Genomic DNA, 19,472 nt, shown 5'->3' on the forward strand with positions numbered 1-19,472 from the left:
ATGCCGTCCGCACAGCGATTCGACGCCATCGTCGTCGGCGCCGGCCAGGCCGGGCCACCGCTCGCGGGCCGCTTGACCGCTGCCGGTCAGACCGTCGCGGTGATCGAACGCAAGCTCGTCGGCGGCACCTGTGTCAACTACGGCTGTATTCCCACCAAGACTCTGGTGGCCAGTGCGCACGCCGCTCACCTGGCCCGCCGGGGCACCGAATATGGTGTCGGTACAGGCGATGTCACGGTCGACATGGCCAAGGTCAAGGCCCGCAAGGACAAGATCATGCTGGACGACCGGCATGGTCTTGAATCGTGGCTCGAGGGCATGGAGGGTGCCACGCTGCTGCGGGGGCATGCTCGCTTCGTCGACCCGCACACCGTCGAAGTGGACGGACAGTTGCTGACTGCGGACCGCATCTTCCTGAATGTCGGTGGCCGCGCAGTGGTTCCGGACTTTCCCGGGTTGGACGGCATCGAGTACCTCACCAATGTCGGGGTCCTGGAACTCGATTCCCTGCCCGAACATCTCGTCATCATCGGTGGCAGTTACATCGCACTGGAGTTCGCGCAGATGTACCGGCGGTTCGGCGCCAGCGTTACGGTGATCGAGAAGGGGCCGCGCCTGACGTCTCGTGAGGACGAAGATGTCTCGGCCACGATCAAGGAGATCCTGGAAGCCGAGGGCATCAACGTGGTGCTCAACGCGACTGCGATCCGGTTCACCAAGCGGGACAACGGGTTCGAAGTCACACCGCGTGACGGTGCGGAGTCGATCGCCGGCACCCACCTGCTGCTCGCCGTGGGTCGGGCGCCCAACACCGATGACCTGGGACTCGAACATGCCGGCGTGCAGACCGACCACCGCGGCTACATCGTGGTCGATGACCAGTTGCGCACCAACGTCGAGCACATCTGGGCGATGGGGGACTGCAACGGCAAGGGTGCCTTCACCCACACCTCCTACAACGACTTCGAGATCGTCGCGGCGAATCTGCTCGACGACGATCCGCGGCGGGTGAGCGATCGCGTCACCGCCTATGCGCTCTATATCGACCCGCCGTTGGGTCGCGCCGGGATGACCGTCGAAGCTGTCCGCGCATCGGGTCGAAAAGCCTTGGTAGGTAAGCGTCCAATGACGCGAGTGGGCCGCGCGGTCGAAAAGGGGGAGACCCAAGGCTTCATGAAGGTCGTGGTGGATGCCGAGACGGAGGAGATCCTCGGTGCAGCCATCCTCGGCGTCGGCGGCGACGAGGTGGTGCATGCGATCGTCGACATCATGACCGCCAAGAAGCCCTACACCGCGATTTCACGCACCATGCACATCCACCCGACGGTCAGCGAACTGGTGCCGACGATGTTGCAGGAGCTGAAGCCGCTGGACTGAATGTCCGGCCGATGTTGAGCTGACGCGTCACCAGTGCGACCCGCTGCCCGAGGTGGCGGCACGTCGCCGCATCGGAAGGATGCACTTGGTCGGCGTTGGCGTCCACGTTCGTCTGTGCGCCGGCGCCCAGAAAGAAGCCCAGTCGGTTGAGGTCGTCCTCGCTGCTGACCGAGCTGTTCCAGCCTGGTCCCAAACCCAGGTTCACCCAGTGCATGTGGTGCTGAGCGGCGAAGACCGCCAGTGAATTCAGTGTGTTGAGCTTGTCTCCACTCTTGCCGCCGGAATTGGTGAACCCGGCCGCCACCTTGTCGCGCCAATCGCCGTTGGCGCAGCGCCTGCCGGTCTTCTCCGTGAACGTCTGGAATCCGGCCGAGACGTTGCCCATGTAGGTGGGGCAGCCGAAGATCATCGCGTCGACGGTGTCCAGGACATCCCAGTCGGCTTCGGTCATGGTGTCGACGGCGATGAGGCTGACATCGGCACCGGCGTCCCGGGCGCCCGCCGCAACCGCCTGGGCCAGGGCCGCGGTGTGGCCGAACCCGGAATGGTAGACGACAGCCACGGTGGGCGCAGCGATGTCAGTGCCGTTGTGAGACATGACTATTCCTTTCATTGCTGCGCCAGAAGTGCGGCGACTTCCTGATAGCGCTGTCCCCATTCGGGCAGGGGAGTGCCTGCGAGATGTGCCTCCATGCGGTCGAGGAAGGCATGTGTGCCGGGATGGAACCCCTGGCCGTCGCGGACCGTGAGGCCGCGATGGCTGAACCGCAGCAGGGTTCCGTCGCCGTCGGGGGTGAGTTCGTAACGCACCACACCGGAACCGGTGTCTGTGAGGATCTGCTGGTGCCACTCATGCTCGAACACTCGCGGCGGGTCCCACACCCTGATCCGGCCTGTCATCCTCTTGGCATCGGGCGGCGCCGGCGGACCGTCGGCGACCATCTCGATCGATCCCCCTTCGCGGGCATCGATTTTCGTTTCACCCATCCACTGACCGCGCTCTGCGGGATCGGTGATCGCCGACCATACTGCAGCCACGGGATACGGCAGCCGGCGTTCGAAGGTGAGTGCTGCGAGGTCACCGTCGATCGTGAGTTTTCCTTCAGGGCTTGTCATTTCGTCTCCTTGTGCGTCGTCTTGAGGTGGCTTTCCAGCGCGTCGAGATGATTGGCCCAGTAACGGCGGTAGCGGTCGATCCACTCGTCGATCTGCACCAGCCCGTCGGCGCGCAAAGCGTAGATGCGGCGCTGGGCGTCGGGACGCACTTCGACCAATCCGACCTCACGCAGGATTTTCAAGTGGCGCGACACGGTCGGCTGGGTCAGCTCGGGCAGCGTCGCCACCAACTCGCCGGCCGTGCGTTCCCCGTCGATGAGCGCGTCCAGTAATGCCCGCCTGCTGGGTTCGGCGACTGCCTCGAACACGTCCATGCGACTAGTATTGCATGTCATCTATATAGAGGCAAGTCGATATATGACACGCTTGGGCTCGAGTTATCCCCAGTCTGTGGTTCATCCACAGGTGGTCGATTGGTGGGGTGGCGTGTCGGTGAGTGGGGGTAGGTTCGAAAACATGTTCGATAGGTCGCTGGCCGAGATTGCCGAGTTGGCGGGGGCCGATGACGCCACGCTGATCGACACGGTCCGAGGCTGGGCGCAGGCTGAGGCGGCCGCGGCGGCGCGCAAGCTCGCGGCGATGGCCGAGTTGTTCATCCGCCGCACCGATACCCCCACAGCCCAGGACCGCGAACTGTGGTGGGTGGATCCGTGCGCTGCGGTGGGCGCCGAACTCGGGGCCGCCCAGGGCATCAGTCAATGGGCGGCGCTGACCCAGGCCCGCGACGGGGTGGCGTTGCGCGATCGGGTCCCGCAGGTGGCGGCGTTGTTGGCGGCCGGGGCGATCAGCGCGGACCTGGCGGCCGCGGTCATCTGGCGTACCTATCTGATCCAGGATCGCGACGCGTTGGGCCGCATCGACACCGAGCTCGCCGAGCAGGTGGGGCGCTGGGGTACCTGGTCGGTGGCCGCCACGATCCGCGCCATCGATGCCCTGGTGGTCACCCATGATCCCGGGGCTTTGCGGAAAGCCAATGCCGCGTCGCGGCAACGCTATCTGGAGATCGGCTCGCCGACCGATGAGCCCGGAACGGCCAGCCTGTTCGGACGGTTGCTGGCCAGTGACGCGGCGCTGCTCGAGGAGCGGGTCACCGAAATGGTCACCTCGGTCTGCCCGCATGATCCGCGCCCCCTGGCTGTCCGCCGCTCCGATGCGCTGGGGGCGATCGCCGCGTTCCGGGACCTGGCCTGTCTGTGTGGCCGGGAAGACTGCACCGGCACCCGACCCGCCGGCCCCGACAAGAACCTGGTCGTCAACATCGTCGTCACCCCCGAAACCATCGACGCAGCACAGGCTTTGGAAACCGGCGACCGTGCGCCCGCGCCGGCGACCGTGCAACCGGCCGCGTCCCCCGACAGCGAGAACCTTGCGTCGGCCCCCCTACCCGCCGAGGTGGTGCAATCCTCTGAGGCCGGCGACGATGATTCGGTCCCGCCGCCCGACGACCGTGCGCCGAACCCGGCGCCGGCGGTCATCATCGGCGGCGGCGTCCTGCCCGCACATGCGCTGGCCGAGATCCTGCCGCGGGCCACCCTACGCAGCATCGTGCACCCCGGGGACGCGCCACCCGAACCCGGCTATGTCCCGTCGCGGGCGTTGGCCGACTTCGTCCGCTGCCGCGACCTGACCTGCCGGTATCCGCACTGCGACAAACCCGCCGACCGCTGCGATATCGACCACACCGTGCCCTACCCATGGGGTTGCACCCATGCGTCAAACCTGAAGTGCCTCTGCAGAACTCACCATCTGCTCAAAACGTTCTGGATCGGCAAGAACGGTTGGCGGGACCGTCAACTGCCCGACGGCACCGTGATCTGGACAGCACCCACCGGCCACGAATACCCCACCATGCCCGGCGGCGCGCTACTCATCCCATCACTCGCCACACCCACCGGCACCCTGAATCTGCCCGACTCCGTGCCCGCAACTACCGGCGACCGCACCGTGATGATGCCCAAACGCCGCCTCACCCGAGCCGAAAACACCACCCGACGCATCACCGCCGAACGCAAACTCAACGACGACTTCGTCGCCCAATGCAACGCACCACCACCGTTCTGACGGCGGTGATGATCGAGCGCGTGACTGACGGCACTGGCCGGCGGCGTTGTTCGGCGCAACACTGGGTTGATGGATGCGAGGCAGTTGGCCGATTTCCTGCGTACCCGGCGCCAAGCACTAGCCCCTGAGGACGTGGGATTGCCGACCGGGCCTCGCCGGCGAGCCATCGGGCTGCGCCGCGAGGAAGTTGCGGCGCTGGCGCTGATCTCGACGGACTATTACTGCCGGATGGAGCAGCAGCGCAGTCCGCAGCCCTCGGCGGAGGTATTGGCTTCCTTGGCACGGGCGCTGCGGTTGTCCCTGGACGAGCGCGATCATCTGTTCCGGTTGGCCGGGCACAACGCGCCTGCCCGCACTCTCATCGGCGAGCATGTCAGCCCGGCCACGATGCGGATCTTGGACCGATTGCATGACACACCGGCGCAGGTGATGTCGGCGCTGGGCGAGACGTTGGTGCAGACGCCGCCCGCGCGCGCTCTGTTGGGCGACGAAACGGCCTTTCAGGGGATGGCCCGCAGCGTGGTGTATCGGTGGTTCACCGACGACGCCGCTCGCACGGTGTATCCGGTCGAAGACCATGCCGCGGTCGGGCGGTCCTGGGTTGCGGGCGCCAGGGTGGCTTACGCGCGCGATGGTGCCGGCTCGCGGGCAGCTCAAATTGTCGAGGATCTGTTGAGCCGCAGCGCCGAATTCGCCGAGCTGTGGAAGCAGCACGAAGTGACGCAGACTCATGAGCGCACCAAACGCATCGTGCATCCGAAACTGGGCGTGCTCGAAGTGCAGTGCCAGTTCCTGCACGACGCGATGCAATCGCACACACTGTTGGTATTCACTGCCGAGCCGGGAACCCCCAGCCACGCCAAACTCATTGCACTGGGCGATGATCCGCAGTTCTACCTGCGCGACGCGCCCGTCGCTTATCCAGGGACAACCAGTCCCTGAATACAGTTCCGGGAACCTGTCAGCGTGGATGTCACAAGCCTGACAACGTACGGAGGAGAGCTGCTTCATGTCGCGCAAAGCAGAAATCGTGGTGCCGAACCTGAGCGGCAAACTGGCCGTGATCACCGGCGGCAGCGACGGCATCGGCTTCGGGCTGGCGCAACGGCTGGCCGCTGCTGACGCCGAGATCATCCTGCCGGTCCGCAACCCCGACAAGGGTCAACACGCCGTCGACCGCATCAGAGCCGCCGTCCCGGCCGCACGCGTCAGCATCCGCCCCATGGATCTTTCGTCGTTGCAGTCGGTTGCCGACTTCGCCGGTGAGCTGATCAGCGAAGGCCGTCCGATTCACCTTCTGATCAACAACGCCGGGGTAATGAGCCCGCCGAACCGCCAAGCCACCGCTGACGGATTCGAATTGCAGTGGGGAACCAATCATCTCGGGCATTTCGCGCTCACCGCCGGCCTGCTGCCTTCGCTGCGGGCGGGCAACGCGCGGGTCACCACACAGTCCAGCGTCGCGGCGGCCAGAAATCAGATCAACTGGGACGATCCGAATTTCGAAAAGTCGTACTCGGCGGGTAAGGCCTACAGCCAGTCGAAGATCGCCAACCTGATGTTCGGTCTGGAGCTGAATCGCCGCAGCGAGCGGGCTGGGTGGGGGATCACCAGTAACGTGTCGCACCCGGGAGTCACTCCCACCAACCTCCTGGCCGCCCAACCAGGGATGGGTCGCACCCGCGACACGCTTCAGGTCCGCATGGTCCGCTTGTTCGCCCGGATCGGCGTGGTGAACAAATCCATCGACGAGGGCATGCAACCGGCGCTGTACGCGGCCGTCCACCGCAAAGCCGAGGGCGGCAAGCTCTACGGCCCCAGTGGATTCCAGCACCTGTCGGGCCCACCCGCCGAGCAGGAGGTCTACAAGCCGGCCCGCGACGCCGCGGAGGCCGCCCGCCTCTGGGATCTGTCCGAGAACCTCGTCGGCGTGCGGGCTGCCTAGCCGACCGCGCGAAGCATGCGCAGCTGGCCGATTTCGGCGGCGTTCTTCGTCAGTTCGACGTGCAGCCACATGATGGTGTCGGCCACAGTCCGGCCGGAATCAGCGCCCCACGGAAATGCCGATGGGGCAGTAAGATCCGTGAGCGTCGATGATGCCAGCAGGTCACCCCACTGTGCCCCCAACGCCCGGATGCGCTCAACAGAGGCGGCCGAACCGGGCCAGTCGATCTCGGCGCGTTCCGGTACTGGCCGGCCGTTGACATCGGCGAGCGCCGTCGACCACCAGAAGATCATGTGCCAGGTGAGCCATCCGATGGTCGGCACCGGGATCGGATCGGGTTCAGTGTCGGCCCAGTCGGGATACCAGAGCCCTGACGCGTCTTGATGCACGGTCCAGACCAGACCTGCGGGCTCCCAAAGGAAGTCGTCGGGGACGAGTGCCGACAGATGCAGATCGGTCAAAGCCCATGCGAGGTCGAACTGGCGGCGAAGCTCGTCGATCATGGCGCGCGTAGCACCAGCAGAGTTTGGGCCGAGGTGCCGACAAACCCTTCGCGGTCAAAGATTTCGGCGGTCGTCGCGCCGATGCCGTCCGGGCCGATCGACCCGCGGGCACGTACTGCGAAATCCGACCCGACCGGTGTCCGGTGCAGGTGCACCGAGGTGTCGGTGTTCATGAACACGAACCGCTCCGGATCCAGCGCCGCCCCAACCCCGTTGGCCGAATCCACCACGAGGGCGAGCCGCTGCACGACCGTCGTCGGCTCGTCGTCGACCACCGTTGTCAGCGGACTCATCCACACCTCGGCGGCTTGGCCCTCCGCAGTGTGCTGGCGTCGCCAACTCACAGTTTCCAAGTAGCCCGGTGCGCCCTCCCAGTTGTGCGCGACTTCGGCCGCCTGCCCCTCCACCAGCGGTGGGTAGCGGTAGGTGGTCACGTCGCTGGTGTCGCTGGGGGCGAGCAGCCAAGCCGATACCCGTGCCACCGCCCGCCAGGCGCCGTCGGGACGTGCCGCGGCCATTTCGGCGACAACCATCGAGATACGGGCCCCCGGCCGGTCGATCCAGGCCCGAACCCGAACCGGCGCAACCGGTATCGCACCGAGAATGTCCAGTGTCAGCCGCCCGATGAGTAGGCCCGAAGCTGCCGTCAGCTCCTCGATCGCCTTGGTCAACAGGGCCAGTGGCGGCGAGCCGTGCTGAATTGCCGGATCCCAGTTGCTGCGGGTGTCGGCGGTGGACTCGAACAACTGATAGTCGCCGTCGGAACCCATCCGACGGTAGTGACAACCGATCATGCGGCCCCTAGCTCTTCCGGCCAACCGGGATATGGCGGTGGCGTCCCACCGAACGCCGGGCAGAGCGATTGATGCGCACACCAAGAACACAGCCGCGACGGATTGGGCCGAAAATCGCCGCTGACGCCGGCGGCCTGGATCGCGCGCCAGATCGCCATCAGCGTGCGCTCGAAGCGTAAGAGTTCGTCGCGGTCGGGGGAGTAATCGAGCACCTGACCATCGGCCAGATACACCAACCGCAGCCGGGCCGGCATCACGTCGCGTGAGCGAAGCAACGCCACCGCGTAGAACTTCATCTGGAACATCGCCTTGAACTCGGCGAGGGTTCGGGCTTCGGGTGGCGCCTTCCCGGTCTTGTAATCCACCACGCGCAGTTCACCGGTCGGCGCGACGTCGATGCGGTCGACGAAGCCGCGCAACAACGTGCCGTCGGCGAGTTCGACCTCGATGCGTTGCTCACAGCACTCCGGGTCGAACCGGGTCGGATCCTCCAGCCGGTAGTAACCCGACAACAACGCCCTGGCCTCGGCGAGCAACGCCGCGGGATGCTCGGCATCGGCGAGCTCCGGTTCCTCGGCCACCACGCGGTCCCAGGCGGGTTCGACGAGCGTCAGCGCCGTGTCGTGTACCCGCTCGGCCGCAGGGAGCCCATAGAGCTGCTCGAGCGCGGCATGCACCAGAGATCCACGCAGCTGCGCGGTGGACCGGGGCTCGGGCAGCCGGTCGATGGCCCGGAACCGGTAGAGCAGCGGGCACTGCTTGAAATCACTGGCCCGCGACGGCGACAAGGCGGGACGACGGACCACTGCAGCCGGCTCGTCACTCATGTAAGGCAGCCTATGACCGACCGCCGACAAATTTGCGGAACCCCGCGCACCGCGTCCGCCGCGGCTACTGGCAGGCTGAATAGCCGTGCCAAGAACAGGACCGTTCGAAGTCGGTGACCGCGTGCAGCTCACCGATGCGAAGGGCAGGCACTACACGATGGTGCTGAATCCCGGCGGGGAGTTTCACACCCATCGCGGAATCATCGCGTTCGACGACGTGATCGGGCTGCCGGAAGGCAGTGTCGTGAAATCCACAAACGGAGACCAGTTTCTGGTGTTGCGGCCGTTGTTGGTCGATTATGTGATGTCGATGCCGCGCGGCGCCCAGGTCATCTACCCCAAGGACGCCGCCCAGATCGTGCACGAAGGGGACATCTTTCCCGGCGCGCGGGTGCTGGAGGCAGGCGCGGGTTCGGGTGCGCTGACGTGTTCGCTGCTGCGCGCCGTCGGCCCCGGCGGACAGGTGACGTCCTATGAGCTGCGCGACGATCACGCTGTGCATGCCGAGCGGAATGTGACGACGTTTTTCGGTGAGCGGCCGGAGAACTGGAATCTGGTGATGGGCGACGTCGCCGGGTACTCGGGTCCTGAGATGGATCGCGTGGTGCTAGACATGCTGGCGCCGTGGGAGGTGCTGCCTGCGATCTCTCAGGCGTTGGTGGCCGGCGGCGTGCTGATGATCTATGTCGCCACGGTCACCCAGCTGTCGCGCGCCGTGGAGGCGCTGCGGGAACAGCAGTGCTGGACCGAACCGCGGGCGTGGGAAAGCATGCAGCGGGGCTGGCACGTGGTGGGGCTTGCGGTCCGCCCGCAACACACCATGCGTGGGCACACGGCGTTTCTGATCAGCGTGCGCAAATTGGCGCCCGGAGCAATAGCGCCCATGCCGCTGCGGCGCAAACGCCAACTGGGCGGGGGAATCTAGTCGTCGCTCCGGTGTAAGCCCCGGCGGGTGGACAGCAGATCCACCTCCGGCCGCGCCGCAACCATGCGTTCGGCGGCGTCGAGCACGTCGACCACGTGTACGCGATCGGCGGCCACCACGGCGACGCCGATACCGGCTCGGCGATGCAGATCCTGAGCACCGGATTCGGCGGCCGACACCGCGAGTTTGCGTTGTAGTTCGGCGATCACCGGCCGGATGACGGACCGCTTCTGCTTGAGCGAGTGCACATCACCGAGCAGCAGATCGAACTCCAGCCACCCAATCCACATGCGTATTCAGCGGGTCGGGGTCGGAGCGGTGCCTGCGGCAGCGCCCATTTCCAGTAACAGGTCGGCGGTATGCCTGGTCAACTGCCAGTTCCCGTCGTCGGGGGTGAACTCCATCGGGAAGCTGAACTCACCGCCCTGCCCGTCGCCTCCGGTCGTGACGTTGATCGTCGCGACAACGTTCTCGGGCTCGGTCTGTGACCACGCCAGATCGGTCGCCTCAAGGTTCAGGGGAGCGAAGCCGTTGTCGATCAGGGCCCGCCCGAACTTGTCCAGGGCCGCGGCATCGGCCGCCGTCGCCTTTTCCACCAGGCCGACCTTCTCAGCGCCGGGGACGTTGACATCGGCGAGCCGGTACAGAACACCGGTCAAGGCGTCAGGTGGAGGCAGGGGCGCGGCCGGCGGGGGGGCCGGCGCCGTGGTCAGCGCGGAGGCTGACGGCGACGGATTCGACGTGGTTGCCGGTGGCTCACCACTGCATCCCGATAGCCCGAGTGCCGCCACGGCGACCGTGGCGGCACTCAGGACTGAGATTCGGGTGCGGGTCAACTATCCGACGGAGGACAGCAGCCCCAGCGCTGAGCCCTTCGAGATCTGCCAACCGGTCGGGCTCGGGCCTGCCACGAACTGGATGTTCTGCGTGGCGGTGCCGCCGGTCGCCGAGGTGGCGGTGACGTCGGCGTAGGCGACTGGGCCCTCTTGGTTGATGTTGGTGAGGCTGAAGGTCAACGGGAACTTGCCCTCGGCCGCGGCCTGGTTGTACGCGCGGTCGGCGGCGATGCTCTCGACCCGGCCGATGCCGCCCTGGATGTAGGGCGCCTTGCCCCTGAACGAGCCGCCGCCGGCAAGCGCCTGCAGGGTCTGCACGAGCGGTGCGTTCAAGTCCGGAGCGGGTACCTCCGGCAGCGGGGCGCCGAACACTACCGGCTGGACGGCCGGGGCGCTCGACATGCCGCTGGATGCAATGGAAGTCACACCCGCCGCTGCTCCGCCCACCACAGCGGCCGCTGCAGCTGCGGTGATAAAGCCGGTAACGAGGGTTTTCGGGGTCACGACTGTCCTTTCGATCGGACCAACTGAAGTTAGAGGTTAACAGTGGTGCTGGAGTGTCGATCTCCTAGACCGCACACAAAGGCTGAATCGCCGGTAGCGTTGAAGTTGTTACTGCACCAACTTCCGGTGCGGGAGGGAGCGCAATATGAGTGAGTCCGAGCGTTCGGAAGGTTTTCCCGAAGGTTTGACACCCATGTCCAGTGAGGAAGCAGCCGAGCTGGAATCGTTGCGTCGGGAGGCCGCGGTTCTGCGCGAGCAACTGGAGAGTGCGGTAGGCCCGCAGAGCGGCTTGCGCAGCGCCCGTGACGTTCACCAGCTCGAGGCACGGATCGACTCGCTGGCGGCGCGCAACGCCAAGCTGATGGACACCCTCAAGGAGGCCCGCCAGCAGTTGCTCGCCCTGCGCGAGGAGGTCGACCGGCTGGGCCAGCCGCCTAGCGGTTACGGCGTGCTGTTGGCCACTCACGACGATGACACGGTCGACGTGTTCACCTCGGGTCGCAAGATGCGGCTCACTTGCTCACCCAACATCGAGACCAGTTCCCTGAAGCAGGGCCAGACGGTCCGCCTCAACGAGGCGCTGACCGTCGTCGAGGCCGGCACTTTCGAAGCGGTGGGCGAGATCAGCACCCTGCGCGAAATCCTGTCCGACGGGCACCGCGCGTTGGTGGTCGGGCATGCCGATGAGGAGCGCATCGTCTGGCTGGCCGAGCCGCTCGTCGCGTTCGAGGATCTGCCTGACCTTCCCGACGCTGCCCAAGACGACGATCGCCCCCGCAAATTGCGGCCGGGTGATTCGCTGCTGGTGGACACGAAGGCCGGTTACGCCTTCGAACGCATCCCCAAGGCCGAGGTCGAGGACCTCGTCCTCGAAGAGGTGCCGGACGTCAGCTACAACGACATCGGCGGCCTGGGCCGGCAGATCGAGCAGATCCGCGACGCCGTGGAGCTGCCGTTCCTGCACAAGGAGCTCTACCGCGAGTACTCGCTGCGTCCGCCCAAAGGCGTGTTGCTCTATGGTCCGCCTGGCTGCGGTAAGACGCTGATCGCAAAGGCCGTGGCCAACTCGCTTGCCAAGAAGATGGCCGAGGTCCGCGGCGACGACGCCCGCGAGGCGAAGAGCTACTTCCTCAACATCAAGGGCCCCGAGCTGCTGAACAAGTTCGTCGGCGAGACCGAGCGTCACATCCGGCTGATCTTCCAGCGCGCCAGGGAGAAGGCGTCGGAAGGCACCCCGGTGATCGTGTTCTTCGACGAGATGGACTCGATCTTCCGCACCCGCGGTACCGGCGTCAGCTCCGATGTCGAGACAACCGTTGTGCCGCAGTTGCTTTCGGAGATCGACGGTGTCGAGGGCCTGGAGAACGTCATCGTCATCGGTGCCTCCAACCGCGAGGACATGATTGACCCGGCGATCCTGCGGCCCGGCCGTCTGGACGTCAAGATCAAGATCGAGCGGCCGGATGCCGAATCGGCACAGGACATCTTCTCCAAGTACCTGACCGAGGCACTGCCGATCCACGCCGACGACCTCGCCGAGTTCGGCAGCGACCGCTCGCTGTGCATCAAGGCGATGATCGAGAAGGTCGTCGACCGCATGTACGCCGAGATCGACGACAACCGGTTCCTTGAGGTCACCTACGCCAACGGTGACAAGGAAGTCATGTACTTCAAGGACTTCAACTCAGGGGCCATGATCCAGAACGTGGTCGACCGGGCGAAGAAGAACGCGATCAAGTCGGTACTGGAGACCGGGCAGCCCGGTCTGCGCATCCAGCATCTGCTCGACTCGATCGTCGACGAGTTCGCCGAGAACGAGGACCTGCCCAACACCACGAATCCCGATGACTGGGCCCGGATCTCGGGCAAGAAGGGCGAGCGGATCGTTTACATCCGCACGCTGGTCACCGGGAAGTCGTCGAGCGCCAGCAGGGCAATCGACACCGAGTCGAACCTGGGGCAGTACCTGTAGCGGTTACTTCAGCACCTGATGCGGATACGCGATCGGGTCAAGCGGACGCTCCTGCCCAGATACTGGGGCGTGTCGGCTCGCTCGGCCGCGGTGGCGGGCAGCGTGGTGTTTGTGGCGCTCACTGTCGCCGGGGCGGTGTTGGCCGCCGTCGTTTACCGGACCCTGCTGGCCGGGGTGGAGAGTGCGGCCGTGCACCGTCTCGGTCAGATTGCCGCCGCCCTGGAGGCAGACGGGCCGCAGCGGCTCGACCCGGCACTGCTGGCAACAGATCGACGCGTGCTGGCCGTACAAGTCATGACGGCCGCCGGGGAAGTGGTCCGGCGATCGCCGTCGGCTCCGGCAGCACCGTTGATACCGATTGAGGAGATCGAGCCAGGCCTGCAGATCGGGATACCCGAGCATGCCTCGCCGTTCGGGCAGATCCAGTTCAGTTCGGGCACTGTCGAAACCCGCGGTGGCCGCTACGTGGTGTTGGTCGGCGAAGGCACCGACGCCGTTGTGTCCACGGTGGAAGCCGTTGCGATTGCGCTGGCGGTGTGGACACCGATCGTGATGGCTGTATCGGCCGGAGCCACCTTCGTCCTCGTTCGTCGCTCGATGCGATCTGTCGACCAGATCCGATCCCGGGTGGCCGATATCAGTACCTCGGATCTGGCCGAGCGGGTGCCGGTGCCGGACAGTCGAGACGAGATCGCCGCGCTGGCACAGACGATGAACGAGATGCTGGCCCGGATCGAGGCCGGCCACACCGCCCAGCAGCGGTTTGTCGCCGACGCGTCACACGAGCTGCGTAGCCCGTTGACCACCATCATTTCGGCGCTCGAAGTCGCTGCCGATCACCCGGAACTGCTCGATGACCAACTCGCGATCAGCACTCTCATGCCCGAGGCCCAGCGGATGCGGACCCTGGTCGACGATTTGTTGTTGCTGGCGCGCGCCGACGAACACGGACTGGCCATGTCCCGCGACGATGTCGACCTCGACGACCTGGTCGGCTGGGAAGCCGAAAAGCTGCGCCGTGAAACGTCGTTCGATGTGCACGCCGACGTGCGGCCGACGCGGGTCACCGGCGACGCCATCGCGCTGGCGCGGGTGCTGCGCAACCTCGTGGACAACGCGGCGCGACATGCCGATTCGCTGATCGAGTTCGCCGTGCATCCCGATGGTGACCACGCCGTGATCAGTGTCGGCGACGACGGACCCGGCATTCCCGCCTCCGACCGTCTCCGGGTATTCGATCGCTTCGTACGGCTCGACCCAGACCGGTCACGGCGTGGCGGCGGATCGGGACTCGGCTTGGCGATCGTCGCGGAAGTCGTTGCCGCGCATCACGGCACGCTGCGAATAGATGATCGGCCGGCGGGTGGCACTCGGGTGACGGTTCACCTGCCCCTGACAGACACGTCGTAATCGCCGGAACCGAGCCGATAACCGACTCCTCGGATGGTGTCGATGGTATTGGTACCGAACGGAATATCAATTTTGCGCCGGACATATCCGATATAGACCTCGACCACATTGTCGGGACCCTCGTAGTGGGCGTCCCATACGTTGCGAAGTATCTCGAGCTTGGTGACGACCGTGTCCTTGTTACGCATCAGATACTCCAGCAGCCCGTACTCGCGTGGCGTCAACGCGATGGACGTCCCGCACCGTTCGACGGTCCTGCGCGACGGATTCAGCGACAGCGTGCCTGCCGTGAGGACCGTCGGCCGTTGCGGGGCGCCGCGACGAACCAGAGCACGCAGCCGTGCCACCAACACCCGGAAGGAAAACGGCTTGGTCAGGTAGTCGTCGGCACCCAGGTCGAATGCATCGGTCTGGTCGTACTCCCCGTCCTTGGCCGTGAGCATCAGAACCGGTGTCCAGACGCCGTGTCCGCGCATGCGGCGCAGCACTTCGTAGCCGCTGATGCCCGGCAGCATGATGTCCAGCACCACGACGTCGAATTCGTGCTCGGTGGCGTGCCACAGTCCGTCGATGCCGTCGGACGCGGCCACCGCGACGAAACCCTCGGCCTGCAGGCCCACGGACAACGTTGACGCCAGCCGCGGCTCGTCCTCGACAACCAGAACCTTCACCTGTGACGGATCCCTTCATACGTGGGTGGCCGGCGCGCCACGCTTTGGCCGTGGGGCGCCGGCCCTGTTCTGGCCCTATTGTGTCGCGCTCAGTTCATGTTCCACGGTTCCCCGTAGGTGGTGACGCTGTCACCAGTGGAGGCGATCAGGCGGGCGAACGGGCGCAGCAGCACGCCACCGGCCGCACCGGTCACCGTGCCGTGGGCGTTGGATACCGTGACCGCTCCTTCGGCACCGGTGACGTCCACCGAGAAGGTGGCGACTTCCTGGATGCCGGGGCCGTTGCCCAGGTCGGCCGAGATCGACACACCGGGGAACAGGTTCGGGGTAATCACTGACTCCAGACCGAACGGCGGCTGGGTGATGTTGCCTTGGTCGATCAGGATGTTGGGGGTGGTGTAGCTGAAGTTGATGCCGACGCCCAGCGACCAGGGGAAGCCGATCTGGTAGCCCAGTTCCAGGGTGCCCTCGAACTCGTCGGCGCCGGGGCCGGCCACGATGTAGTTGGCGCGACCGGAGTGGAACCACTCACGGGTCAGGCGGTTGCGGTCCAGGAGGAACACACCGTTGAGGAAGGTGTCCCATTGCTGGACCGTCAGGGTGCGGTCCTGACCATCGACCAGGCTCAGCTCGTTGTCCAAGCCCGCATGAGAAGTGCCGTTGCTCACGAACAATGCCGTGACGGCTGCACCGATCGCGGTGATCATCGCGATCAGCACCCGACTGATTGCCTTCATGTTCTCCCTAGCTGAATTGACGGTGGCAGGGTCGCCGTTGACCTGCAGGCCGCATGAGAGTGCCAAGTCGTTGCTGTGAGAACGCTGAGAGTGACAGACAGTCGAGTAATTCCTTGCTGAACAGCGGAACTAGGGCGCGAGGCGAAGTAACGCGGTGTTTGCCATCGTGTCACTCTCCGTTCACATTCGAGGACGCCGGGGCCAACAGTCAACTAACCAACCGATTCGGTGGTCAATTGAGCGACATGCGTGAATGCTTTGCCGCCGCCGAATAATGGCGGGAAATGGCGCCGGATTATCAGCCCGTCTCATTGTGGCGGCGTGATTCTCGCCGGCCGTAGCCCGGCGAGGCGAGTTGCCGGCGCGCCGATGAGGCGATTCGATAGCGTCACTGATCTTTCTCTGACTTCTCTAATGTTTCACGTTATCGCAGGTCAGACAGCATGGCTTCGGGGCCGCATACGTGTCTGACGGCCGGTGGGCGCTTGATCCCGGCATGGGGGTGTGCTTACGGTCGTAGGCACCGATGACTTGAACTGACGATGATCGCTGACTGTTCGGTGGTGACTTTTAACTCGATATGCGTGTTTTCGAAAGCGTCCCGGGACGCCATTCCCGGAGGGAAATCCTGCGCACCCCGCAGGGCACTGATGCATTAGGCATTCGCGACCTGGCAGCTGCCACGGGAGTGCTCGATCTGAATTCGTCGTACGCCTACCTGCTGATGGCGACGGACTTTGCTGCCACGTCAATCGTCGCCGAATGTGACGGTGACCTGCGTGGATTCATCACCGGCTACCATCCGCCGCCGCGACCTGACGTGTTGTTCGTCTGGCAGGTGGCCGTCGCACCGACGGCGCAGGGAGGGGGACTGGCCGGCGCGATGCTCGATGAACTCGTCCATCGAGTGCGGTCCGAGCGCGATGGGCAGCCCATCACCGTGGAGGCCACGGTCGCACCCGGCAATGCCGCTTCGCGGGCGTTCTTCGGCGCCTTCGCCCGTCGCCAGGGCGTACCGCTCACCGAACACCCCCACTTCGGACGGGAACTCCTCGCTGCCGACGGCGGGCACGAGGACGAGCCGATTCTGCGGATCGGTCCCATCGCGTCCTGATGTCGTGATGAAAGCTGTTCGATCCGAAGCTATTTCGATGTAGTTGTTGATGCCGTACCAATTTGATCGGAGAAGTTCCTTGCTGCTCGCCACCTCTGCCCCGTCACCGGAGCCGTTGACAGAGTCCGACCTGCCCGACGTTTTCGACTCGGTGGAATCCGAGGTTCGCAGCTACTGCAGAGCCTGGCCCGCCGTCATGCAGAGCGCCCGCGACTCCCAGGTGACCGACACCACCGGCCGCAGCTACGTCGACTTCTTTGCCGGTGCCGGAGCGCTGAACTACGGCCACAACAATCCGACGCTCAAAGCGCCACTGCTCGACTACCTGGCCTCCGATGGGATCGTGCATTCGCTGGACATGGCGACCACGGCCAAGCAGCGGTTTTTGGAGACATTTCAGCGAGTGATCCTGCAACCACGCGGGCTCGACTTCAAGGTGCAGTTCCCCGGGCCAACTGGCGCCAACTCCGTCGAGTCGGCACTCAAGCTGGCCAGGAAGGTGACTGGCCGGGAGTCGGTAATCAGCTTTACCAACGCTTTTCACGGCATGACGCTGGGCGCACTGTCGGTAACCGGAAACTCGATGAAGCGGGCCGGGGCGGGCATCCCGCTGGTGCACGCCACGCCGATGCCATACGACAACTACTTCGGCGGGGTCACCGAGGATTTCCAGTGGTTCGAGCGGGTGCTCGACGACTCGGGAAGCGGGCTGAACCGGCCGGCCGCGGTGATCGTCGAAACGGTCCAGGGCGAGGGCGGTCTCAACGTCGCGCGCATCGAATGGCTGCAGGCCCTTGCGGAGCTGTGCCGCACGCGCGACATCCTGCTCATCGTCGACGACGTCCAGATGGGTTGCGGTCGCACCGGGCCGTTCTTCAGCTTCGAGGCCGCCGGCATCGTGCCCGATATCGTCACGCTGTCGAAGTCGGTCAGCGGATACGGTCTGCCGATGGCGCTGACCCTGTTCCGTCGCGACCTCGACGTGTGGACACCGGGCGAACACAACGGCACCTTCCGCGGTCACAATCCGGCGTTCATCACCGCCACGAAGGCGCTTGAAACATATTGGGAAACATCGGAGTTCAGCTCGGACACGGTACTCAAGGGCCAGTTCATCAGGGACCGGCTCGACGAGATCGCCATGCGGTACGACGGGGTGTCGGCCCGCGGCAGGGGAATGGCGCAGGGTCTGAAGTTCGACGATGTCGAGCGGGCCGGCGAGGTGTGCCGGGCGGCGTTCGACCGTGGTGCCCTGATGGAGACCAGTGGGCCCTCCGACGAGGTCGTCAAACTTCTACCGCCGCTTACTATTTCTCGCAGTGATCTGGAGACGGGTCTGGACATCCTGGCCGAATCGATCGCTGTAACCTTGAGCTGAGGAGCCAAAACATGATTGTGCGGACCACCGCAGAGATCACCGGAACCGACCGCGACGTGTCCGACGCCGCGTGGCGGTCCAAGCGGATCATCCTTGCCGGCGACGGTGTGGGCTTCTCGTTCCACGAGACCACGATCAACGCGTCCTCGGTCAGCGAGTTCCACTATCAGCACCACGTCGAGGCGGTGTGGGTGGTCGAGGGCACCGGCACGCTGACCAACCTGGAGACCGGTGAGCGGCACCCGCTCGGGCCGGGCACCATGTACCTGTTGAACGGCCATGAGCGCCATCGGGTTACGTGTGATGAGCAACTGCGGATGTTGTGCGTGTTCAATCCCCCGGTGAGCGGTCAGGAGGTTCACGACGAGAACGGCGCCTACCCGCCGCCACAGTCCGTCGCATGAGCATGAGCATGAGCGCCTTGACCGAGGATCGGTACCCGACGCGGCTGGACTATGCGATCGCGCCTGTCCCACGTCAGGACCCCACCGTCTGGGGCGGTGAAGCCGACGGGCCGCTCAATCAGGACCATCTCGACCGGTTCTCGGCGAGCGGGTACCTCATCCGGCCCGATACCGTCGCCGACGACTGGCTGCCACCGCTGCGGCACGAACTCGACCGGATCGCGGCGGATCTGGGCGCCGACGATCCACGGGTCATTCGGGAGCCGGGCGGAACCATCCGCTCGATCTTCGAACCGCACCTGCTGAGTGAGCTTGTCGCGCAAGTGGTCCGACTCGACACGGTGCTGCCCGTGGCGCGCCAGCTCCTCGGCAGCGACGTCTACATCCACCAGGCCCGGATCAACCTGATGCCGGGGTTCACCGGCACGGGTTTCTACTGGCATTCCGATTTCGAGACCTGGCACGCGGAGGATGGCATGCCGGCGATCCGCGCCGTCTCGTGTTCGATCGCGCTGACGCACAACTATCCGTACAACGGGTCGCTGATGGTCATTCCCGGCTCGCATCAGACCTTCTATCCGTGCGTGGGTGCGACGCCGGAGGACAATCACGACACCTCGCTCGTCGCGCAGAACGTCGGCGTCCCCGACGAGACGACGCTTACCAAGGCCGTCGACCATCACGGCATCGACCAGTTCACCGGGCCGCCCGGGACGGCGCTGTGGTTCGACGCGAACCTTTTGCACGGTTCGGGCTCCAACATCACGCCGCTGCCGCGGTCCAACGTCTTCCTGGTTTTCAACTCGACGGACAACGAGCTGGGGGAGCCTTTCGCCGCACCCCGCCCGCGGCCCGAATACCTGGCAGCCAGGCGGACCACCGGCGTCACCTAGGCTGA

At 65.4% G+C, this 19,472-nt stretch carries 22 protein-coding genes; 11 read left to right on the forward strand and 11 right to left on the reverse strand.

Features of this window, described 5'->3' with window-relative positions:
* The gene (locus ABQF30_RS20000) at nt 1–1,377 is read left to right on the forward strand and encodes an FAD-containing oxidoreductase (protein WP_448466939.1); all 1,377 of its coding nucleotides are present in this window, start codon (nt 1–3) and stop codon (nt 1,375–1,377) included.
* Here ABQF30_RS20000 and ABQF30_RS20005 read toward each other — a convergent pair.
* From ABQF30_RS20005 to ABQF30_RS20015, 3 genes are read right to left on the reverse strand one after another with little or no spacing between them, the layout of a single operon-like run.
* Complete coding sequence (locus ABQF30_RS20005; RefSeq protein WP_448466941.1) at nt 1,328–1,975, reverse strand: flavodoxin family protein; 648 nt, start codon at nt 1,973–1,975, stop codon at nt 1,328–1,330. The genes ABQF30_RS20000 and ABQF30_RS20005 overlap by 50 nt on opposite strands.
* Nucleotides 1,976–1,986: 11 nt before the next feature.
* Nucleotides 1,987–2,493 carry an SRPBCC family protein gene (locus ABQF30_RS20010; protein ID WP_448466943.1) on the reverse strand — a complete coding sequence of 169 codons (507 nt, stop codon included), beginning with the start codon at nt 2,491–2,493 and terminating at the stop codon, nt 1,987–1,989.
* On the reverse strand, nt 2,490–2,807 hold the full coding sequence (locus tag ABQF30_RS20015; protein WP_448466945.1) for an ArsR/SmtB family transcription factor: 318 nt from the start codon (nt 2,805–2,807) through the stop codon (nt 2,490–2,492). The genes ABQF30_RS20010 and ABQF30_RS20015 overlap by 4 nt, the downstream gene beginning before the upstream one ends.
* A 142-nt stretch (nt 2,808–2,949) precedes the next feature.
* On the opposite strand from ABQF30_RS20015, the gene ABQF30_RS20020 reads away from it, so the two are divergent.
* From ABQF30_RS20020 to ABQF30_RS20030, 3 genes are all read left to right on the forward strand, one after another.
* Nucleotides 2,950–4,554 (forward strand): HNH endonuclease signature motif containing protein, encoded by a 1,605-nt coding sequence (locus tag ABQF30_RS20020; protein WP_448466947.1) that lies wholly within the window; start codon nt 2,950–2,952, stop codon nt 4,552–4,554.
* Between the two features lie 69 nt (nt 4,555–4,623).
* Complete coding sequence (locus tag ABQF30_RS20025; RefSeq protein ID WP_448466949.1) at nt 4,624–5,496, forward strand: helix-turn-helix transcriptional regulator; 873 nt, start codon at nt 4,624–4,626, stop codon at nt 5,494–5,496.
* Nucleotides 5,497–5,563: 67 nt separating this feature from the next.
* Nucleotides 5,564–6,499, forward strand: coding sequence for an SDR family oxidoreductase (locus ABQF30_RS20030; RefSeq protein WP_448466951.1), 936 nt, complete (start codon nt 5,564–5,566; stop codon nt 6,497–6,499).
* On the opposite strand, the gene ABQF30_RS20035 is transcribed toward ABQF30_RS20030, so the two are convergent.
* Genes ABQF30_RS20035 through ABQF30_RS20045 form a run of 3 tightly spaced genes read right to left on the reverse strand, consistent with a single transcriptional unit; the run spans nt 6,496 to nt 8,623 of the window.
* Nucleotides 6,496–7,002 (reverse strand): DinB family protein, encoded by a 507-nt coding sequence (locus tag ABQF30_RS20035; protein ID WP_448466953.1) that lies wholly within the window; start codon nt 7,000–7,002, stop codon nt 6,496–6,498. The two genes, ABQF30_RS20030 and ABQF30_RS20035, sit on opposite strands and share 4 nt — an antisense overlap.
* Nucleotides 6,999–7,796, reverse strand: a complete 798-nt coding sequence (locus tag ABQF30_RS20040) for a thioesterase family protein (protein ID WP_448466955.1) — start codon at nt 7,794–7,796, stop codon at nt 6,999–7,001. The genes ABQF30_RS20035 and ABQF30_RS20040 overlap by 4 nt, the downstream gene beginning before the upstream one ends.
* Nucleotides 7,793–8,623, reverse strand: a complete 831-nt coding sequence (locus ABQF30_RS20045) for a RecB family exonuclease (RefSeq protein WP_448466957.1) — start codon at nt 8,621–8,623, stop codon at nt 7,793–7,795. Before ABQF30_RS20045 ends, ABQF30_RS20040 begins: the two co-directional genes overlap by 4 nt.
* An 85-nt stretch (nt 8,624–8,708) precedes the next feature.
* On the opposite strand from ABQF30_RS20045, the gene ABQF30_RS20050 reads away from it, so the two are divergent.
* Nucleotides 8,709–9,548 carry a tRNA (adenine-N1)-methyltransferase gene (locus ABQF30_RS20050; RefSeq protein ID WP_448466959.1) on the forward strand — a complete coding sequence of 280 codons (840 nt, stop codon included), beginning with the start codon at nt 8,709–8,711 and terminating at the stop codon, nt 9,546–9,548.
* On the opposite strand, the gene ABQF30_RS20055 is transcribed toward ABQF30_RS20050, so the two are convergent.
* The 3 genes from ABQF30_RS20055 to ABQF30_RS20065 form a co-directional block, all read right to left on the reverse strand.
* Nucleotides 9,545–9,838, reverse strand: a complete 294-nt coding sequence (locus tag ABQF30_RS20055) for a DUF503 domain-containing protein (protein WP_448466961.1) — start codon at nt 9,836–9,838, stop codon at nt 9,545–9,547. The two genes, ABQF30_RS20050 and ABQF30_RS20055, sit on opposite strands and share 4 nt — an antisense overlap.
* A gap of 6 nt (nt 9,839–9,844) precedes the next feature.
* Nucleotides 9,845–10,207, reverse strand: coding sequence for a lipoprotein LppK (locus ABQF30_RS20060; protein ID WP_448466963.1), 363 nt, complete (start codon nt 10,205–10,207; stop codon nt 9,845–9,847).
* Between the two features lie 177 nt (nt 10,208–10,384).
* Nucleotides 10,385–10,888: an MTB12 family secreted protein gene (locus ABQF30_RS20065; protein ID WP_448466965.1), complete on the reverse strand. Its 504-nt coding sequence runs from the start codon at nt 10,886–10,888 to the stop codon at nt 10,385–10,387.
* Nucleotides 10,889–11,033: 145 nt separating this feature from the next.
* Here ABQF30_RS20065 and arc point away from each other — a divergent pair, with 145 nt between their 5' ends.
* Together arc and ABQF30_RS20075 are read left to right on the forward strand one after the other, a co-directional pair.
* Nucleotides 11,034–12,860, forward strand: a complete 1,827-nt coding sequence (gene arc / locus ABQF30_RS20070) for a proteasome ATPase (protein WP_448466967.1) — start codon at nt 11,034–11,036, stop codon at nt 12,858–12,860.
* 18 nt (nt 12,861–12,878) lie between these two features.
* Nucleotides 12,879–14,270: a HAMP domain-containing sensor histidine kinase gene (locus ABQF30_RS20075; protein ID WP_448466969.1), complete on the forward strand. Its 1,392-nt coding sequence runs from the start codon at nt 12,879–12,881 to the stop codon at nt 14,268–14,270.
* Here ABQF30_RS20075 and ABQF30_RS20080 read toward each other — a convergent pair.
* Nucleotides 14,243–14,941, reverse strand: coding sequence for a response regulator transcription factor (locus ABQF30_RS20080; RefSeq protein ID WP_448466971.1), 699 nt, complete (start codon nt 14,939–14,941; stop codon nt 14,243–14,245). The two genes, ABQF30_RS20075 and ABQF30_RS20080, sit on opposite strands and share 28 nt — an antisense overlap.
* 89 nt (nt 14,942–15,030) lie before the next feature.
* Nucleotides 15,031–15,678: a porin MspA gene (locus tag ABQF30_RS20085; RefSeq protein WP_448466973.1), complete on the reverse strand. Its 648-nt coding sequence runs from the start codon at nt 15,676–15,678 to the stop codon at nt 15,031–15,033.
* Between the two features lie 580 nt (nt 15,679–16,258).
* Between ABQF30_RS20085 and ectA the strand changes: the two genes are divergently transcribed.
* From ectA to thpD, 4 genes are all read left to right on the forward strand, one after another.
* A complete protein-coding gene (gene ectA / locus ABQF30_RS20090) occupies nt 16,259–16,792 on the forward strand; it encodes a diaminobutyrate acetyltransferase (protein WP_448466975.1) in 534 nt (177 codons plus the stop codon).
* A gap of 79 nt (nt 16,793–16,871) precedes the next feature.
* Entirely contained in the window at nt 16,872–18,170 is a 1,299-nt protein-coding gene (ectB, locus tag ABQF30_RS20095; protein WP_448466977.1) for a diaminobutyrate--2-oxoglutarate transaminase, read from the forward strand.
* An 11-nt stretch (nt 18,171–18,181) separates the two neighbouring features.
* Nucleotides 18,182–18,574: an ectoine synthase gene (locus tag ABQF30_RS20100; RefSeq protein ID WP_448466979.1), complete on the forward strand. Its 393-nt coding sequence runs from the start codon at nt 18,182–18,184 to the stop codon at nt 18,572–18,574.
* Nucleotides 18,571–19,467 (forward strand): ectoine hydroxylase, encoded by an 897-nt coding sequence (gene thpD, locus ABQF30_RS20105; protein WP_448466981.1) that lies wholly within the window; start codon nt 18,571–18,573, stop codon nt 19,465–19,467. Before ABQF30_RS20100 ends, thpD begins: the two co-directional genes overlap by 4 nt.
* The last annotated feature ends 5 nt before the right edge of the window (nt 19,468–19,472 follow it).

The sequence above is a fragment of the Mycolicibacterium sp. XJ870 genome (assembly GCF_053483975.1).

What these genes read in the sequence shown, in the direction of transcription:
- ABQF30_RS20000 (WP_448466939.1), top strand. Translation starts at nt 1, where the DNA reads ATGCCGTCCGCACAGCGATTCGACGCCATCGTCGTCGGCGCCGGCCAG.
- ABQF30_RS20005 (WP_448466941.1), bottom strand. Translation starts at nt 1,975, where the DNA reads ATGTCTCACAACGGCACTGACATCGCTGCGCCCACCGTGGCTGTCGTC.
- ABQF30_RS20010 (WP_448466943.1), bottom strand. Translation starts at nt 2,493, where the DNA reads ATGACAAGCCCTGAAGGAAAACTCACGATCGACGGTGACCTCGCAGCA.
- ABQF30_RS20015 (WP_448466945.1), bottom strand. Translation starts at nt 2,807, where the DNA reads ATGGACGTGTTCGAGGCAGTCGCCGAACCCAGCAGGCGGGCATTACTG.
- ABQF30_RS20020 (WP_448466947.1), top strand. Translation starts at nt 2,950, where the DNA reads ATGTTCGATAGGTCGCTGGCCGAGATTGCCGAGTTGGCGGGGGCCGAT.
- ABQF30_RS20025 (WP_448466949.1), top strand. Translation starts at nt 4,624, where the DNA reads ATGGATGCGAGGCAGTTGGCCGATTTCCTGCGTACCCGGCGCCAAGCA.
- ABQF30_RS20030 (WP_448466951.1), top strand. Translation starts at nt 5,564, where the DNA reads ATGTCGCGCAAAGCAGAAATCGTGGTGCCGAACCTGAGCGGCAAACTG.
- ABQF30_RS20035 (WP_448466953.1), bottom strand. Translation starts at nt 7,002, where the DNA reads ATGATCGACGAGCTTCGCCGCCAGTTCGACCTCGCATGGGCTTTGACC.
- ABQF30_RS20040 (WP_448466955.1), bottom strand. Translation starts at nt 7,796, where the DNA reads ATGATCGGTTGTCACTACCGTCGGATGGGTTCCGACGGCGACTATCAG.
- ABQF30_RS20045 (WP_448466957.1), bottom strand. Translation starts at nt 8,623, where the DNA reads ATGAGTGACGAGCCGGCTGCAGTGGTCCGTCGTCCCGCCTTGTCGCCG.
- ABQF30_RS20055 (WP_448466961.1), bottom strand. Translation starts at nt 9,838, where the DNA reads ATGTGGATTGGGTGGCTGGAGTTCGATCTGCTGCTCGGTGATGTGCAC.
- arc (WP_448466967.1), top strand. Translation starts at nt 11,034, where the DNA reads ATGAGTGAGTCCGAGCGTTCGGAAGGTTTTCCCGAAGGTTTGACACCC.
- ABQF30_RS20075 (WP_448466969.1), top strand. Translation starts at nt 12,879, where the DNA reads ATGCGGATACGCGATCGGGTCAAGCGGACGCTCCTGCCCAGATACTGG.
- ABQF30_RS20085 (WP_448466973.1), bottom strand. Translation starts at nt 15,678, where the DNA reads ATGAAGGCAATCAGTCGGGTGCTGATCGCGATGATCACCGCGATCGGT.
- ectA (WP_448466975.1), top strand. Translation starts at nt 16,259, where the DNA reads ATGCGTGTTTTCGAAAGCGTCCCGGGACGCCATTCCCGGAGGGAAATC.
- ABQF30_RS20100 (WP_448466979.1), top strand. Translation starts at nt 18,182, where the DNA reads ATGATTGTGCGGACCACCGCAGAGATCACCGGAACCGACCGCGACGTG.
- thpD (WP_448466981.1), top strand. Translation starts at nt 18,571, where the DNA reads ATGAGCATGAGCATGAGCGCCTTGACCGAGGATCGGTACCCGACGCGG.